Source organism: Streptomyces corallincola (assembly GCF_019104725.1).
Lineage (GTDB): Bacteria > Actinomycetota > Actinomycetes > Streptomycetales > Streptomycetaceae > Streptomyces > Streptomyces corallincola.
On the sequence record NZ_JAHRXF010000001.1, the window covers coordinates 307,609 to 322,394 of the forward strand.

General features: G+C 72.9%; 12 protein-coding genes. 5 read left to right on the plus strand and 7 right to left on the minus strand.

All coding sequences use genetic code 11. From position 1 onward, the window contains the following. Positions 1-190 precede the first annotated feature (190 nt). The 3 genes from KUM39_RS01400 to KUM39_RS01410 all read left to right on the plus strand — a co-directional run bounded on the left by KUM39_RS01400 (position 191) and on the right by KUM39_RS01410 (position 4,795). Entirely contained in the window at positions 191-1,375 is a 1,185-nt protein-coding gene (locus KUM39_RS01400) for an ROK family protein (protein ID WP_217783437.1), read from the plus strand. A 41-nt stretch (positions 1,376-1,416) separates the two neighbouring features. Continuing rightward, positions 1,417-3,237: an alpha-galactosidase D gene (locus KUM39_RS01405; protein ID WP_217783438.1), complete on the plus strand. Its 1,821-nt coding sequence runs from the start codon at positions 1,417-1,419 to the stop codon at positions 3,235-3,237. 343 nt (positions 3,238-3,580) lie between these two features. After that, positions 3,581-4,795 (plus strand): SGNH/GDSL hydrolase family protein, encoded by a 1,215-nt coding sequence (locus KUM39_RS01410; RefSeq protein WP_308288014.1) that lies wholly within the window; start codon positions 3,581-3,583, stop codon positions 4,793-4,795. A gap of 21 nt (positions 4,796-4,816) precedes the next feature. Here KUM39_RS01410 and KUM39_RS01415 read toward each other — a convergent pair whose 3' ends face one another. The 7 genes from KUM39_RS01415 to KUM39_RS01445 all read right to left on the minus strand — a co-directional run bounded on the left by KUM39_RS01415 (position 4,817) and on the right by KUM39_RS01445 (position 12,012). Next, a complete protein-coding gene (locus tag KUM39_RS01415) occupies positions 4,817-5,167 on the minus strand; it encodes a UBP-type zinc finger domain-containing protein (protein WP_217783439.1) in 351 nt (116 codons plus the stop codon). Beyond that, a complete protein-coding gene (locus KUM39_RS01420) occupies positions 5,164-6,684 on the minus strand; it encodes an ATP-binding protein (protein WP_217783440.1) in 1,521 nt (506 codons plus the stop codon). The genes KUM39_RS01415 and KUM39_RS01420 overlap by 4 nt, the downstream gene beginning before the upstream one ends. After that, the gene (locus KUM39_RS01425; protein WP_217783441.1) at positions 6,681-8,357 is read right to left on the minus strand and encodes an NAD(P)/FAD-dependent oxidoreductase; all 1,677 of its coding nucleotides are present in this window, start codon (positions 8,355-8,357) and stop codon (positions 6,681-6,683) included. Before KUM39_RS01425 ends, KUM39_RS01420 begins: the two co-directional genes overlap by 4 nt. 141 nt (positions 8,358-8,498) lie before the next feature. Then, on the minus strand, positions 8,499-8,852 hold the full coding sequence (locus KUM39_RS01430) for a VOC family protein (RefSeq protein ID WP_217783442.1): 354 nt from the start codon (positions 8,850-8,852) through the stop codon (positions 8,499-8,501). An 86-nt stretch (positions 8,853-8,938) separates the two neighbouring features. After that, the gene (locus KUM39_RS01435; protein WP_217783443.1) at positions 8,939-10,174 is read right to left on the minus strand and encodes a DUF4032 domain-containing protein; all 1,236 of its coding nucleotides are present in this window, start codon (positions 10,172-10,174) and stop codon (positions 8,939-8,941) included. A 156-nt stretch (positions 10,175-10,330) separates the two neighbouring features. Next, positions 10,331-11,101 (minus strand): MBL fold metallo-hydrolase, encoded by a 771-nt coding sequence (locus tag KUM39_RS01440; RefSeq protein WP_217783444.1) that lies wholly within the window; start codon positions 11,099-11,101, stop codon positions 10,331-10,333. 281 nt (positions 11,102-11,382) lie between these two features. After that, the gene (locus KUM39_RS01445; protein WP_217783445.1) at positions 11,383-12,012 is read right to left on the minus strand and encodes an alpha-ketoglutarate-dependent dioxygenase AlkB; all 630 of its coding nucleotides are present in this window, start codon (positions 12,010-12,012) and stop codon (positions 11,383-11,385) included. Positions 12,013-12,168: 156 nt separating this feature from the next. Here KUM39_RS01445 and KUM39_RS01450 point away from each other — a divergent pair, with 156 nt between their 5' ends. Both KUM39_RS01450 and KUM39_RS01455 read left to right on the plus strand, forming a co-directional pair. Continuing rightward, on the plus strand, positions 12,169-12,798 hold the full coding sequence (locus KUM39_RS01450; protein ID WP_217783446.1) for a TetR/AcrR family transcriptional regulator: 630 nt from the start codon (positions 12,169-12,171) through the stop codon (positions 12,796-12,798). An 88-nt stretch (positions 12,799-12,886) separates the two neighbouring features. Continuing rightward, entirely contained in the window at positions 12,887-14,560 is a 1,674-nt protein-coding gene (locus tag KUM39_RS01455; RefSeq protein ID WP_217783447.1) for an FAD-binding dehydrogenase, read from the plus strand. The last annotated feature ends 226 nt before the right edge of the window (positions 14,561-14,786 follow it).

Genomic DNA, 14,786 nt, shown 5'->3' on the forward strand with positions numbered 1-14,786 from the left:
GACCGCCCGACCGGATGCCCCGCCCCCGTGCGGGGCATCCGCGTGCCCGGAGCCGGAGGACACGCCCGGAGCAGCAGAAACGTGCCCCGCACACGCATCGGCGGCGGACCGCCGGGTTCCACAACCGCCCCGGAAACAAGCGCTGTTCCTTTTATTGACAGCGGAAAATAATGGCCATAGGTTCCCGGCCATGCGCTCGATCACCGGCGCCGAGATCTTCCCGGCGCAGACGCCGGCCGTCTCCCAGGTCTTCACCACGGTCCTGTCCCACGGGCCGCTGACCCGCCTGGAGGCAGGCCGCCGCGCCCAGTTGTCCCCGGCCGCGGTCACCAAGGCCGTACGCCCTCTGCTGGAGGCGGGCTATCTGCTGGAGGACGCGGACGAGGATTCCCGGCCCGCCGTCGGGCGGCCCGCCACCCTGGTCCGGGTCAACGGCGCCCGCGCCCTGTTCGCCGGGGTCAAGGTCACCGGCGACAAGCTGATCGGCGTCCTCACCGACCTGTGCTGCCGGGTCCGGCTCGCCCGCCGCGTCCCGCTGCCCGACCCCTCGCCCCGCGCCGTCCTCGCCGCGCTCGCCGCACTCGTCCGCGAACTCATCGACGAGACGCGGGACCTGGGGCCCGCCGTCGGACTGGGCATCGCCGTCTCCGGTGACGTGGACCGTGCCGAGGGGATCGTGACGTACTCGCCGTTCCTCGGCTGGCGGGACCTGCCGCTGGCGGAACTCGCCTCCGCCGCGACCGGGTTGCCGGTCACCGTGGACAACGACGTGCGCGCGCTCACCGCCGCCGAGCAGTGGTTCGGCGCGGGCGCGGGCCTGGACTCCTTCGCCGTGGTCACCGTCGGCACCGGCATCGGCTGCGGACTCGTCGTGCACGGCCGGGTGGTGTCCGGCGCGCACGGCGTGGCGGGCGAGATCGGCCATGTCGTCGTGGACCCGGCCGGACCCGCCTGCCCGTGCGGCAGCCGGGGGTGTGTCGAGGCCGTCGCCGGGGAGGCCGCGATCCTCACCGCGATGCGCGCCGCCACCGGCCGCCCCGTCCCCGACAGCGCCGCCGCCGCGGACCTCGCCCGCCAGGGCGTCCCCGGCGCCCGCGAGGTCTACGAACGGGCGGGCACCGCCATCGGCCGGGGCATCGCCGCCGTCGCCAACCTGCTCGGACCCGAACGGGTCGTCATCTCCGGCGAGGGCCTCACCGCCCACGACCTCTTCGCCGGTCACGTCCGCCGCGCGTTCACCGAGGCGGCCTTCGGGTCCGCCGCCCGGTGCGACGTACGGTTCCGCCCGCTCCCCTTCGAGGAGTGGGCACGCGGTGCCTCGGCAGCCGCCATCCGGTCCTTCATCACCTCGGCTCCCGGCAGCGGAAAGGGCTGAGCCGCCCCGAACCCTCATCCATCCTGGAGGTAAGCCCCACCATGTGGTCACCCCCGAAGTCCCGCATGACCGCGCGCGGTCTGACGGCCGCCGTGGCACTGGCGCTGTGCGCCGGTCTCGCCACCTCGGCCCCGGCCGCCGCGGACAACACCCACGCCACCCTGGCCGCGGCGCACACCAAGCTCGCCGCCAAGCCCTACATGGGCTGGTCGAGCTGGAGCATGCAGTCGTCGAAGTACCCGGGTCTCAACCCGAACGGCGACTACAGCTGGCTCACCGAGGCCAACGTCCTCAAGCAGACCGACGCGCTGGCCGCCAAGCTGAAGAAGTACGGCTACAACTACGTCAACATCGACGCCGGTTGGTGGCGCGACTGGACGTGGAAGCCCGAGTTCGACAAGTACGCCCGCCAGACCAACGACCCGGTGCGCTTCCCGCGCGGCATGAAGGCCGTCGCCGACCACATCCACGCCAAGGGTCTCAAGGCCGGCATCTACCTCCCGGTCGGTCTGGAGAAGGAGGCGTACAACGAGGGCAAGTCCCCGATCTGGCACGCCCCCGGCTGCACCACCGCCGACATCGTCTACAGCGACCTGCGCACCACCAACGGCTGGGACAGCGCCTACAAGCTGAACTTCGCCAACCCCTGCACCCAGAAGTTCGTGGACTCCCAGGCGCAGTCCCTGGCCGACTGGGGCTACGACTTCCTGAAGTTCGACGGCGTCGGCCCCGGATCGTTCAAGACCGGTGAGAACTATGACAACGTTGCCGACGTCGCCGCCTGGCAGAAGGCGATAGCCCGTACCGGACGCCCCATCCACCTGGAGCTGTCCTGGTCGCTGGCGATCGACCACGTCGCCGACTGGAAGAAGTACAGCCAGGGGTGGCGCGTGGACACCGACGTCGAGTGCTACTGCGAGAGCCTGGTCTCCTGGGAGAACTCCCTCAACGACCGCTTCGACGACACCCCCGGCTGGACCCGGCACGCCGGACCCGGCGGCTGGAACGACCTCGACTCCCTCGACGTCGGCAGCGGCGCGATGGACGGCCTGACCAAGGCCGAGCGGCAGACCTACGCCACCCTGTGGTCCATCGCCAAGTCCCCGCTGTACACCGGTGACGACCTCACCAAGCTGGACGACTACGGCATCTCGCTGCTCACCAACCGCGAGGCCCTCGCCATCGACCAGGGCCCCAACCCGCCCGCCCGTCCGGTGACCGCCGCCGACCCGCAGCAGGTGTGGGCCGCGAAGAACCACGACGGCACCTACACCGTCGCCCTGTTCAACCTCGGTGAGTCCCCGGCCTCCGTCACCGCCGACTACTCCGCCCTCGGCTTCACCGGCTCCGCCTCCGTGCGCGACGTCTGGGCCAAGCGCGGCATCGGCGTCCGCGCCGACCACATCACCGAGAAGCTCCCCGCCCACGGCTCCCGCCTCTTCACCGTCACCCCGCACGGCACCACCGTGCGCACCACCGGCTACGAGGCCGAGTCCGCCCGCAACACCCTCGGCGGCAACGCCTCGATCGCCGACTGCGCGGCCTGCTCCGGCGGCAAGAAGGTCGGCAACCTCTACACCGGTGGCACCCTCCGCTTCAACGACGTCAAGGTGGACCGCGCGGGCACCTATCTGCTCCGTGTCTCCTACGTCAGCGGCGACCCCCGCTCGGTGAACGTCTACGCCAACTCCGGTACCGCGACCGCCCACAAGTTCGCCTCTACCGGCGACTGGGGCACCGCCGAGACCGCGAGCATCCCCGTCACCCTGAAGGCCGGGACCAACACCGTCACCTTCGACAGCGGCAGCGGCTACGCCCCGGACATCGACCGGATCGACGTGCCCCGGAGCCCGCGCCGATGACCCACTCCGGCACGGGCACCCCGCCGAACGGACGCGGTCCGCTCCTCCGGCCAGCCGCGACGGCGACCCCTGCCGCACTGCCGACGTTCCCGGTCCGGGCCGCCTCCGCGCGGCCGGCCGGGGCGTCGGCGCCGGACGCCCGCCACCAGCGGTGGTGGCGGGCGCCCGCAGGCGAGGGCTCGCCCGAAAGACAGGCACCGCAGGTCCCCCGGCGGGCCGGGAGACCCGCCGAGGTGCGCGTACGCGGCCTCGGCGGGACGATGGCGACCGTGGCACACACAGGCACCCCGACCACGGTGCGTCTGAGGCCCCACGGCTCCGTCACACCGAAGGACTCCGCCCGGTGACCGGCCGGCTCGCGCGCATGTGCGCCGCCTCGGCCGCACTGCTCCTGGGCCTCGCCTGGCAGCAGACCCCGGCCCGCGCGGCGGGCCCGCCCGCCGCGTCCACCGGCTCGGGGGTCGTCACCTGGGCGGCGAGCGCCGACCGCCTCGGCGAGGGCGTGCCCGGCCGCGCCTACCGGCTCGTCGTGCGCACCAGCGTCGGCGGCGACCGGGTACGCCTGCGGATATCCAACGCCTTCGGGGACCGCCCCCTCACCCTGGACGCGGTACGCGCCGGGCTGCAGAGCGAGGGAGCGGCGCTTCGGCCCGGCAGCAACCGGCGGGTCACCTTCGACGGCGCCGCCGCCGTCACCGTCCCGGCCGGGGCCACCGCGTGGAGCGATCCGGTGCCGCTGCGCCTCCCGGCCCGGGCCTCCCTGGCCGTCAGCCTGCACAGCCCCGACGCGGCCGGACCGGCCACCGGTCACGGACTGGCGCTGCAGACCTCGTACACCGCCGAGCAGGACCGCACAGCGGACGAGTCGGGGGCCGGCTGGACCGGTGTCACCGAGGCCTGGTGGTACCTCGACGCGGTCTCCGTACGGCCCGCGGGCCGGGCCGCCGGGGCGGTGGTGGCGCTCGGCGACTCCATCACCGACGGGTGGCAGAGCCCCACCGACGGCGACCAGCGCTGGCCCGACCACCTGGCGGACCGGCTCCACCGCGCGGACGGCACCGTCCAGGGCGTCGCCAACGCCGGTATCTCCGGCAACCGCGTGCTCAGCGACTCGGGCGGCGTCAGCGCCCTCGCACGGCTGGACCGGGACGTGCTGTCCCAGCCCGGTCTGCGCACGGTGTTCCTCTTCGAGGGCGTCAACGACATCAAGGCGCACACGGGAGTCACCGCACCGCAGATGATCGACGGCTACCGCGAGATCGTACGACGGGCGCACGCGGCCGGGGTCTGTGTGGTGGGGGCCACCGTCGGCCCGTTCAAGGGCTGGTCGGAATGGGACCCGCAGGCGGAGGAGGTGCGCCAAGAGATCAACCAATACGTCCGCGAGGGCGGCGGGTTCGACGCCGTGGCCGACTTCGACCGCACCCTGCGCAGCCCCTACGACCCGGAGCGGATGAACCCGCTCTTCGACAACGGCGACCACCTGCACCCCAACGCCAAGGGCATGCGGTCGCTGGCCGGGACCGTGGACCTCGGCAGTCTGGAGTGCCACCGCTGACCCACCGGGTGCCGACGGACCTCAGCGCAGCGTGCGCGCCCAGTCCGCCGGTACCCGGCCCTCGGGCCCCGGGGTCGGCTGCCCGGCGGGATGCGCGGCGGGCGGCGCCAGTTCGGGACCCGTGGTGTACAGCTCCTCCGTGGCGAAGTTCCAGAACCACTCCTCGCCCGGCTCGAAGCTGCGCATCACCGGATGCCCGGTGGACCGGAAGTGCGCGGTGGCGTGCTTGCCGGGGGAGTCGTCGCAGCAGCCGATGTGCCCGCAGCTCGCACAGCGCCGCAGATGGAACCACCACCCGGCGTTCTCCTCGCACTCCACGCAGCCCGTGCCGCTCGGCGGGACGGCCGGGTCGATCGCCTGCTCGTCGCTCATGCTGTCTCCTCGGGTCCGGTCAGGGCGGACGGGGGCGCGTGTTCGGGATCATGCCCCGAGGCGCCGGACTCCGCACCGGCGTCCGGTGCCTCGCCGGTCAGCGGCAGCAGCACCTGGAACCGGGTGTCGCCCGGCTCCGACTCGAAACGGAGCGTGCCGTGGTGCTTGTTGACGACGATCCGCCACGAGATGTCCAGGCCCAGCCCGGTGCCCTCGCCGACCGGCTTGGTGGTGAAGAACGGGTCGAAGATCCGGCTCCGGATGTCCGGCGGCACCCCCGGACCGGTGTCCCCGAACTCGACCAGCAGATGGTCGTTGTCACGCGCCGTGCGCACGGTCAGCGTCCCCGCGCCGCCCGTCTCGCGCATCGCGGACACCGCGTTGTCCACGAGGTTGGTCCACACCTGGTTCAGCTCCGCCGGATAACCGGGCACCGGCGGCAGCGTGCGGTCGTACTCCTTGACCAGCTCGATGCCCGGACCGATCTTCGCGGAGAGCATCAGCAGCGTGCTGTCCAGGAGTTCATGGACATCGACCACCCGGTAGGGGGCCCGGTCGAGCTGCGAGTACTGCTTCGCCGCGTCCACCAGGTGCGAGATACGGCTCGTGGAGTCGTCGATCTCGTTCATCAACAGCTCGGTCTCGATGGTGTAGTTCAGCCAGCCGACCGCACCGGGCAGGATGCCCGGCTCCACGGCCGCCGCGACCTGCTCCAGCCAGTCCGTGTCCAGGCCCGCCTGCACGAACGTCGGCGCCAACTGCCAGGCGTGGTCCACCCCGTGGTCCTCCAGCCAGTCCGTCAGCACGTCCTCCCGGTCGGCGGCCTCCAGCGGGGACAGCGACGGCGCCTTGGCGACCCGCTCCGCGGTCCGCTCCTGCACCTCCATCAGCCGGGCCAGCACCTCACGCGAGAACGGCCCCTCCGCGATCACCGAGAGCTTGCGCCGCATCTTCGCCACCCGCTCGCGCAGCGAGGCGGTCGCCCGCACGGCCGCCGCCGCCGGGTTGTTCAGCTCATGGGTGAGTCCCGCCGACAACGAGCCCAGCGCCAGCAGCCGTTCCCGCTGCCCGATCGCCGTCTGGATGTTCTTGGAACCGAAGAACAGCCCCTCCAGCAGATGCGTCGCCATCGGGAACCACTCGCCCATGATCGCCGCGAACGTCGTCGCCGGGAGCACGAAGAACCGGGTCGGCTCCGTCACCCGCATCGTGTTGTTGTAGACCTGCGGCACCCGGTCCCCGAGATACGCCTGCATCGCACCGGAGTACACCCCGCGCTGCGACGTCCGGTTGACCTCCACGTCGTCGCCGCCGATCCGCCGGGACAGCACGACCGTGCCCTCGATCATCGTGTACAAGCAGGTCGCCGGATCACCCTCCGCGTACACGACACCGGGCTCGAACAACTCCACCCGGCCCTCGCTGCACAGCCTGCCGAGCTGCTCCGGGGACAGCTTCTCGAACAGGAACAGCGCCCCGATCTCCTTCGGGCTGCACGGCATCACCCGGCCGCTCACGACTGCTCCAGATACCGGTGGACGAGCATGACGGCCATCGCTCCCTCTCCCACTGCGGACGCGACGCGCTTCGCGGACTCGGCGCGCGCGTCGCCCGCCACGAACACGCCGGGAATGCTGGTCTCCAGGTGGTACGGCGGCCGGTCCAGCTCCCAGCCCGGCGGCGGCCCGCCGTCCTCCGAAAGATCGGGTCCGGCCAGGATGAACCCGCGCGGGTCCCGCGCCACGGTCCCGCCCAGCCAGTCGGTCAGCGGAGCCGCGCCGATGAACACGAACATCCACTGCGCGTCCACCCGTTCGCTCTCCCCGCTGCCCACATGGCGCAGCGTCAGCGCCTCCAGCCGGTCGGTGCCGTGCGCCGCGTCCACCACCGTGTGCCCGCGCACCGCGATGTTCGGCGCCTCCTCGATCTGCTGCACCAGGTAGTACGACATCGACGCCGACAGGTCCGCCCCGCGCACCAGCAGCGTCACCGACTTGGCGAACCGGGACAGGTACATCGCCGCCTGCCCGGCCGAGTTGGCGCCGCCCACCACGAACACGTCGTGGTCCTGGCAGGCGGCGGCCTCGGTCAGCGCCGAGCCGTAGAACACCCCGCACCCGGTCAGGTCGGTGCAGCCGGTCGCCTCCAACTGCCGGTACTGCACACCGGTCGCCAGGATCACACTGTGCGCGGCGATGGCCGAACCGTCCGCGAACCGCACCACCCGCGCCCCGCCGTTCACTTCGAGACCGGTCACCTCGCGGGTCGTCAGGATCTCCGCTCCGAACCGGCTCGCCTGCCGCCGCGCCCGGTCGGTGAGCTGCGCCCCGGACACCCCGTCGGGAAACCCCAGGTAGTTCTCGATGCGGGAGCTCTGCCCGGCCTGCCCGCCGGTCGCCGACCGCTCCACCAGCACCGTACGCAGCCCCTCGGAGGCCCCGTACACCGCCGAACCCAGCCCGGCCGGGCCGCCGCCTATCACCACCAGGTCGTAGAAGTCGGCGGTCGGCGTGGTCGCCAGGCCCACCCGCGCGGCCAGTTCGGGCGCCTCGGGCTCCACCAGCACCGTACCGTCCGGGGTGATCACCACCGGCAGCCGCTGCCCGTCCTCGGCCGCCGCCGCCAGCAGCCGCCGCCCCTCCGGCTCCTCCACGGAGTACCAGCGGTACGGCACCTGATTGCGGGCCAGGAACTCCCGCACGTCCGACGACCGCGCCGACCAGCGGTGCCCGACGACCTTGGTGGACGGCACCGGCCGGTGCGCGCTGCACCGCCAGGACTCCAGCAGGTCGTCCACCACCGGGTAGAGCTTCTCCTCCGGCGGGTCCCACGGCTTGAGGAGGTAGTGATCCAGATCGACGACGTTGATCGCGTCGATCGCCGCGTTGGTGTCCGCGTACGCCGTGAGCAGCACCCGGCGGGCGCCCGGATACACGTCCAGCGCCTGCTCCAGGAACTCGATGCCGTTCATCTGCGGCATCCGGTAGTCGGCCAGGATCACCGCCACCAGGTCACCGCGCAGCTTCAGCTCGCGCAGCGCCTCCAGCGCGGACGGCCCGGACTCCGCGCGCACGATCCGGTACGACTTCCCGTACCGGCGCCGCAGATCCCGTGCCACGGCCCGCGAGACCCCCGGATCGTCGTCCACGGTCAGGATGACGGTCCGGCCTGCGTCGGCGGCCTCTGCCATGCCACTCCACCCCCGGGTGTCGCCGTACGGGGCGGTGTCGCGGGGTGCCACCGCACCGGGCTCCCGGCCATCGTATGTTCGATCGGCGGGGTTCGCGCGGGTGACGGAAGGGCGGGGCCCCACGGCGGTCCGGCCGCTGCTTCAGCCGCGCCGCGCGCCCAGCACGCAGAATTCGTTGCCCTCGGGGTCGGCCAGCACCACCCAGGGCTGCTCGCCCTGGCCGATGTCCGCGTGCCGGGCGCCGAGGGCGAGGAGACGGCCCACCTCGGCATTCCGGTCGTCGGGGCGGAAGTCCAGGTGCAGCCGGTTCTTCTCCGTCTTCGGCAGGGTGCCGCGCACGAACAGCAGTCCCGGCAGCCGGTCCGGGGCGGGGCGGATCTCGAACTCGTCGGGTTCGTCGTTCACCACCACCCAGCCGAGCGCCCCGGCCCACCAGCGGCCGAGCCCCTCCGGGTCGGCGGCGTCCACGATCACCTGTTCCCACTCCAAGGTCATGGCGGCACCGTAGTGAGTCCGGGCGGCCCCGGCCACCGGATTCAGCCCGCCCCGCCCCGCCCCGCGCGGCGCCCGGCGGGGCGCGCTCACTCCTCGGGGTCGGCCTCCGGTACGGCCCGAGTCCCCGGCAGCACCTGGCTGAGGTAGTCCTCGACCGCCGTGTCCAGCCCGATGTCGTGCTGGGCACGCTCGGAGAGGTACCAGCGGTGTTCCAGCAGCTCGTGGTAGAGCTGCGCCGGGTCCGTCGAGCCGCGCAGCTCCGGGGGGACCGCCCGTACCGTCGGCCGGAAGACGTCCCGCACCCAGCGGTGGGCCAGTACCTCCGGCCGGGCGGCGAGCGGATCGCCGGGCGCGTAGTCGTCCTGGGTGGCCATCCAGCTCTCCAGGTCGCCCAGCAGCCGCCGCGCCTGGTTCTCCTCGGCGTCCAGGCCGGTCAGCCGCAGCAGTTGCCGCTGGTGATGTCCGGCATCGACGACCTTCGGCACGAACGCCACGGTGTCCCCGCGCGGCGACCGCTCGATCTGCATCTCGGCCACGTCGAAACCGAGGTCGTTCAGCCGCCGTATCCGGCGCTCGATGTAGTGGTGCTTGCCCGCCGGATAGACGGAGGTGCGGGTCAGCTCCCGCCACAGCCCGTCGTAGCGGACCCGTATCTCGTGACCGAACGCGACCGGGTCCACCGACGGGTGCAGCGCCCCGGACGCCTCCAGGTCCAGCAGCTCCCCGCTGATGTTCACGCGGGCCAGATCGAGGTCGTACTCCCGCTGTCCCGCGCTCAGCCGGGCGTGCAGGTCGCCAGTCTCGGCGTCCACCAGATACGCGGCGTACGCGCCCGCGTCCCGCCGGAACAGCGTGTTGGACAGCGAGCAGTCGCCCCAAGCGAACCCGGCCAGGTGCAGCCGGACCAGCAGCACGGCGAGCGCGTCCATCAGCCGGTGCATGGTCGCCGGACGCATCGTCGTCTCGAACATCGACCGGTATGGCAGCGAACCGCTCAGGTGCCGGGTGACCAGCACCGGTTCCAGCGGGGCGCCCGTACGCCCGGTGCGGCCGGTGACCACGGCGAGCGGATCGACGGCCGGGATGCCGAGGCGGTCCAGGTCGCGCAGCAGCCCGTACTCGCGCAGCGCGGGCCGCTCGGCCAGCTCCTTGACGGCGATCACCTCGGCCCCGGCGCGCGCGTAACGCACCACGTGCCGGGAGATACCGCGCGGCAGCGGCACCAGACACTCCTCCGGCCACTCCTCCAGCGGGGTGTCCCAGGGGAGGTCGAGCAGCAGGGCGGGGTGCTCCGGGTTCGTGGCGCTGATCTGCAAGGCCATGACAGGCACCCTACGGGCAGCACGGTACGGGCCGGTCTCCGGGCCGGGGTTCAGCAGCGGGGTGGATCGGTTCGGCGGGGGCGGCGGGGTCTTGGGGCCGTTCCGGGTGGAGTCGGCCGGGACTCCGGCCGGGTCTCCGTGCCGGGCGTCCCTGCCTCAGTTCGTGCGCGCCCCCGTGTGCCCGGTCGCGCGTTCCCGCGCCTGCGCGGCGGCGGCCCGGACGGAACCCCGGTGGAGTTCCCCGTGGCCGGGCAGCAGCAAATCCCCGTCGAGAGCGCCGACCCGGTCCAGCGAGTCCAGCGTGCGGTCGCCCTCGTGGTGGAAGAAGCCGTGCAGGAGCTGCGGTCCCCGGACCCGGGAGGTCGGGTGCCCGCTGACCAGCGCGTCACCGGAGATCACCGCGCCGACACCGGGCAGGTGGTAGACGCAGTGGCCGTCGGTGTGGCCGGGTGTGTGCACCGGGACCGGGCGGCCCGGCAGATCGAGCGGACCCTCGGCGGGGAACGGCTCGGGCTTGGTGACGGGCAGATGCTCGGTCGCGCCGAGCCGCAGCACCCGCACCGCCCAGGGCAGCACACCGGGCCGCCAGATGTTGCGGACCACGTCACCGATGGCCGCCTGGTGGAGGAAGTCCCTTCGCGCGTGCGGGACTTCGGCCGCGTGCAGATACACCGGCGTGCCGTGCGTGGCGCGCAGATACTCGGCCGAGCCCAGGTGGTCGTTGTGGGCGTGGGTGATGAGCACGGCGGCGACCGCCTCCGGTGAACTGCCCACGGCGGCAAGGGACTCCAGCACCCCCCGCCGGTCTCCTGGCCAGCCGGTGTCCACCAGGGTGACGTCCTCGCCGTCCTTGAGGATCACCCAGTTGGTGTGCTGCCCGGCCACCAGATAGGTGCCCTCGGCCACTTGCTGTACGTTCGCGTGCATGATCTCCCCGAGAGGTCAAATCCATGATCGTCGGTGACCAGCCAACCGACGCCCCGCGCCCGGCGCAACCCGGCGCCACCTCCCGGGCGGTACGGTCACCGGAGGTGACAAGTCCGTGACGGAGGGGTGTGCGCGGCACATGTGGTCCGGCCACATGGCACCTCCCGGCCCTGGCGAGGGCCACCCCCCATGTGGTCCGGCCACATGTGGTCCCCGCACACGGCATCCCGCGTCTCATGGTTCCGTGCCCCATGTGTCCCCACCACATGGCGCCCGGCCCCTCACCGCACCCCCCGAGGCCGGAACTGCACGCTGATCCGTGCCCCCGCCGCTCGCGCGCTTTTGGGTACGCAGTGCTCCCAGGTCCGCTGGCAGGAGCCGCCCATCACCACGAGGTCGCCGTGGCCGAGCGCCCGCCGCACGGTGGGGCCGCCGCCCCCGGTCGGCCGGAGCAGCAGATCGCGGGGCGCGCCGACCGAGAGGATGGCGACCATCGTGTCCCGCCGCGATCCCCGCCCGGTCCGGTCGCCGTGCCAGGCGACGCTGTCCCGGCCGTCGCGGTACAGGCACAGCCCGGCCGTGGTGAAGGGCTCACCCAGTTCCCCGGCGTAGTGCGCGGACAGCGCGGCCCGCGCCTCGGTCAGTACCGGGTGGGGGAGCGCGGTGTCCGCGTCGTAGAAGGCGAGCAGGCGCGGGACGTCCACCACCGTGTCGTACATCGCCCGGCGTTCGGCACGCCAGGGGACCTCGGCGGCCAGTCGCTCGAACAGCGCGTCGGCGCCGTCCAGCCAGCCCGGCAGCAGATCCAGCCAGGCACCGGCGCCCAGCCGTGTCCGGCGGAGCCCGGCGAGGGGCGCGAGTACGGGTTCGTCGGCCTGGTCGAACAGGGAGCCCTGGAGGTGCGTGGACATGGGTCCAGCGTACGCCAGGGATCGAAAATGCGTTCTAATAAATCTCCGCACCCGCACCTTTGAGCCTCCGCACCCCGCACCTTCGAACGTCCGCGCCCGCACCTTTCGATACATCCATGCATCCGATACATTCCCGTATCGAACGGAGGTGGCCCGATGGACTCGAGGAGTGCCGGTGACGAGAAGCCCCCGCGGGTCACCCGGCGGCGGGCCAGGACGCGTGCCGATCTGCTCGGAGCCGCGTTCACCGTCTTCGCCGCCAAGGGGTTCGGCCGGGTCTCCATCGAGGAGGTCTGCGAGGCGGCCGGGTACAGCCGGGGTGCCTTCTACTCCAACTTCACCGGTCTGGACGAGCTGTTCTTCGCGCTGTACCAGGAGCGCGCCGACCTCATCGCCGCCCAAGTGGCCGACGCGCTCGCCCAGGACGGGCCAGGTCCCGACGTGCCCGCCTGTGTGGACCGGGTGACGGAGGTGCTCCTGCTCGACGTGGACTGGCTGCTGGTGAAGACCGACTTCCTGGTGCACGCGGCCCGCGATCCCGAGGTGGCACGGGCGCTGCTCGCCCACCGCGCCCGGCTCCGCGAGGCCGTCGCCGACCGGTTGCGGCGCGCCGCCGGAGACGGCGCCGTACTCCCCGCCGCACTCGGCGGCGTCGAGGGCGCTGCCGAGGCGGTGGTCGCCGCCTACGACGGCGTCACCGTCCAGCTCCTCCTGGACCGGGACACGGACGCGGCCCGCGCCCGGCTCGGCCACCTCCTCACCGCCGTGCTCACCGGCACCCCCTGACCCGCCGCGGGACCCCTCGTCCCCACCCCGGCGGTACCACCCCCGACCCCAGTCGTACCCCCCCCAGTCGTACACGGAAGGACACGCGATGGACGCGGACGTCATCGTCGTCGGAGCCGGACTCGCCGGTCTGGTCGCGGCGCACGAACTCACCAGCCGGGGACGGCGCGTGGCGCTGGTGGAGCAGGAGAACGCGGCCAACCTCGGCGGGCAGGCGTACTGGTCCTTCGGCGGCCTCTTCCTCGTGGACACGCCGGAGCAGCGCCGTCTCGGCGTCAAGGACTCCTTCGACCTCGCCTGGAACGACTGGCAGGGCAGCGCCGGGTTCGACCGCCTGGCCGACGAGGACTCCTGGGCGGTGCGCTGGGCGCGCGCCTATGTGGAGTTCGCGGCGGGGGAGAAGCGGTCCTGGCTGGCCGGGCACGGGATGTCCCTGCTGCCCACGGTCGGCTGGGCCGAGCGCGGTGACCTCCGCGCCGCCGGGCACGGCAACTCGGTGCCCCGCTTCCACATCGCGTGGGGGACGGGGACGGGCGTGGTCGAGCCGTTCGTACGGTATGCCCGGCAGGCCGCGCGGGACGGGCTGCTCACCTTCCACCACCGGCACCGGGTGGACGAGCTGGTCATGGAGAACGGCACCGCCACGGGCGTACGCGGCACGGTCCTTGTCCCCGACGACGCGCCGCGCGGGGTCGCCTCCGGCCGGGAACGCGCCGGGGACTTCGAACTCACCGCCCAGGCCGTGATCGTCACCTCCGGTGGTATCGGCGCCGACCACGACATCGTCCGCCGGTACTGGCCGGAGCGGCTCGGCACACCTCCGGCCCGTATGGTCACCGGCGTCCCCGCCTACGTGGACGGGCGGATGCTCGACATCAGCGCCCGCGCGGGCGCCCGCCTGGTCAACCGGGACCGGATGTGGCACTACACCGAGGGCCTGGAGAACTGGGACCCGGTCTGGCCCGGCCACGGCATCCGCATCCTCCCCGGCCCGTCCTCCATCTGGCTGGACGCCCTCGGCCGCCGCCTCCCGGAACCCTGCCTGCCCGGCTACGACACCCTCGGCACCCTGCGCCATCTGCGGACCACCGAGGACATCGCGCCGTACGACCACTCCTGGTTCGTACTCACCCGGAAGATCGTGGAGAAGGAGTTCGCGCTCTCCGGCTCCGAGCAGAACCCGGACATCACCGCCAAGGACCGCAGGGCCGTGCTGCGCGACCGCGTCCTGGGCAAGGGCGCCCCCGCCCCCGTACAGGCGTTCCTGGACAAGGGCGCCGACTTCGTGACCGCGTCCACCCTGGAGGCACTGGTGGCGCGGATGAACGCGCTCACCGGCGAGGACCTGCTCGACCCGGCCGAGGTGCGCCGCCAGATCGAGGCCCGCGATCTCCAGCTGGCCAACCCGTACAGCAAGGACGCCCAGGTCCAGGGCATCCGCAACGCCCGCCGCTACATCGGGGACCGGCTCGGCCGGGTCGCCGCCCCGCACCGCGTGCTCGACCCCGCCGCCGGTCCGCTGATCGGCGTACGACTGCGGGTGCTCACCCGCAAGACCCTCGGCGGCATCCAGACCGACCTGGACTCCCGTGCCCTCGGCGCCGACGGCGCCCCGGTAGGCGGGCTGTACGCGGCCGGTGAGGTCGCCGGGTTCGGCGGCGGAGGCGTGCACGGCTACAACGCGCTGGAGGGCACCTTCCTCGGCGGCTGCCTCTTCTCCGGCCGCGCGGCGGGCCGGGCAGCGGCGAAGCAGGTCGGCTGAGGCGGTAAGGCCGAGGCGGTGCGCCGTGTCGGCCGAGGTGGTGCGGCGGTGCGGGCGAGGCGGTGCGGCGGTGTGGCCGAGGCCGCGAAACCGCTCGCCCGAGCCCGAGCCCGAGCCCGCGCACCGCCCCGCCCCGCCCGGCCGGGCCGCTCACGCGACCCACGCCGCTCACGTTCCGTGACTTGACGCTCTCCGGGGAGAAACCCCGGCCGCCCGGCCCTACGCT